Source organism: Atribacterota bacterium, assembly GCA_028703475.1.
Lineage (GTDB): Bacteria > Atribacterota > Phoenicimicrobiia > Phoenicimicrobiales > Stramentimicrobiaceae > JAQVMU01.
In genome coordinates this window covers 1-2509 of sequence record JAQVMU010000139.1, presented here as the reverse complement: position 1 = coordinate 2509, position 2509 = coordinate 1, and the positions used below count along the sequence as shown (strand labels likewise).

General features: G+C 29.9%; 2 protein-coding genes and 1 riboswitch. Both genes read left to right on the top strand.

Annotated elements, in window-relative coordinates; translation table 11 throughout:
* The coding region (locus PHQ99_08665; protein MDD4289644.1) for a hypothetical protein at window positions 1-252 on the top strand (252 nt) is incomplete at its 5' end.
* Between the two features lie 267 nt (window positions 253-519).
* Window positions 520-1755, top strand: coding sequence for an MFS transporter (locus PHQ99_08660; GenBank protein ID MDD4289643.1), 1236 nt, complete (start codon window positions 520-522; stop codon window positions 1753-1755).
* A 506-nt stretch (window positions 1756-2261) separates the two neighbouring features.
* Window positions 2262-2355: riboswitch (cyclic di-GMP riboswitch) on the top strand.
* The last annotated feature ends 154 nt before the right edge of the window (window positions 2356-2509 follow it).

Genomic DNA, 2509 nt, shown 5'->3' with positions numbered 1-2509 from the left:
ACATTTACAATATTTATTAACATTTTTGCATTCTTCCATTATTCCATTGTTCCAGGCTATACAGCTATGAGTAAAAAATTATTTTCTCTTTTTCTAAAAACTAAAAACAGAAAACTAAAAACCTCTCTCCCAGGAGAAATCCTGAGAGATTGTTTTATTCATCTTAGCATTATTCATGTTACTTCAGGTAAGTACCCCTGGGGAAGAAATGTAAGTAGGTTATTACCTGAGGTAAGTAGGGGGAAAGAATGAAAGATTACAATATAAACAGAAAATAGTTACTTGACTCTAAGACCATTGCCTCTTATTACTTTTTTAATATATTTATTGAGCTTGGAACATTTGTTATTTTTTTTCATTGTTAATAGCAATTTAAGTTTTTTGGTAATCAATATTTAAAGTATTGGCAATATTCTTATTGATATGAAATGCTCGCAAGATTATATTATTTTGCTTTTTTATCCATTTAAGTTGTAATATTAAAATTAAACATTAACAATATGAGTATAGGAATAAATATTGAATCTATCGACTGATAATCCAAAAAAAGATACAAAGTACGATTTAATTAAAATTCTTTTTGTTCTTTTTATTCCATATATTGCTTTAAGCATTGGACAAAATGGATTTCTGGGTTTGCTACCATTTGTCCGGGAAGAATTTGTCTTAAGCAGAGTTCAGATTGGTTATTATTCAACTAGCTTTTTTATCGGTGCTGCACTAATCTCTGTTTTTACCGGTATAATTGTCGATAAAATTGGACCAAAAAAAGGAATGCTTCTTGGGATCGGGCTTTTGGGCGCTTTTTTATTAATTCATGGACTGTCACCTACTTATAATTTTTTATTACTTATGGGTTTTCTGGCAGGGTTTGGGTTTAGTCTTATTACGCCATCAGTAACAAAAGCAGTTATACTGACAACTACCAGGGAAAAACGTGCTATATCAATGGGTTTTACACAAACAGGATTTGGTATCGGAGGAATGGTAGGAGCCAGTTTCCTTCCTTTTCTTGGGAATATCCTGGGATGGCGTATAACAGTTCTGTTGACTGCTGTTTTTATACTATTGATAGGACCATTAATATTTAAACTATATCAGGAAAAGAATTATATAAAAAATATTGTTGATATTCCTGAAAATCAGGGAGAAAAACGATCTTCTTTTAGGTACAACATTTTATCCCTTATTAAGAATAAATCACTATTTCGATTATGTGTTTTAGGTATAATTTTCGGTATTTCGGAAGGATCCACCTTATCTCACTTTGTTGTTTTTCTTTCTGAAGATCTGAATATGACTAAAGTAATGGCCGGTGTAGGATTTGCAACTCTTCATCTGGGTGGAATGATAGGGCTGATTATCTGTGGGAGCTTTTCTGATAGGTTTTATCAAACTGATAGAAGGAAGAGTCTTTTTATTATAGAATTCTCAACGGGGATAGTATTTCTATTTATTGGACTTCTGTTAATTCATCCGTCAATGAGTTTAACGGTAGTATTTATCCTATCATTTATATTAGGTTTTTTTGTTCTTGGTTGGCCCGGGGTTTATCTGACATCAGTGGGGGAATTTGCTGGTAGTAACAAAGCAGGTTTGGCGACTGGATTTGCACTGCTTATGATAAGAATTGGAATGTTATTATCGCCTACAATATTTGGATATATTGCAGATATTCAGAGTCATTACCAGTATAGCTGGTTATTTTTTGGATTACTTATTACTATTTCATCATTGTTTTTTTTGAAAGATTAATAATTTTAATTGAAGATAAGCATTCTTCCAAAGAAAGGTTCTCTTCCATTATTTTTTTCAATTCAACTTATCAGCTGTGTTAAAGAGTTATACTACAAACATAAAGTGTATTTCGGTTATGCCTTTTATATTGGAAAAAGGATTGTATAAGGAGAACTTCTAAAAAAAAGATTGATTTTTTAAAATAAGTAGAGTATATTTAAAGCAACAAAAAACATTTGTTAATGTATTGATAATAATCTTAGCAGTAATTACAGAAATAAGAATATATAATAATTATATCCATAATTAAACCATTTTAGAATATAGAGCGAAAATTAAGTCCATTTATAAACAAAATGAACCATAATATTGTACTACATACAGTATACATTAAATTATGGTTATTTTTTATTTATCAAATTCTTTTACAGATAATTAATTAATACAGTAAAGGAATTTTATACATGAATTTCAGGTAGTAATTTTTACGGGAGGTGGACTGTTTATCTAATAAAAAAGCTCTAAGTTGACAAAGGTTAACCACTTGATTAAGTGGGACGCAAGGTTACGGGTCCCGCTTGCATTTTCCTTCTCCAATGGGACTGCCGGACTGCCTGCTTTCTGCTCCAATTGTATTTATTAATCATTGCAACTTATATATTTCATTCCTTATAAATATTTCTAATATTAAAACAAATCAAAGGCAATCACTTTTTAATTATTTAAAATATAAAAAATTTTAAGGAGAGTATAAAATGAGAATTAAAAAAAA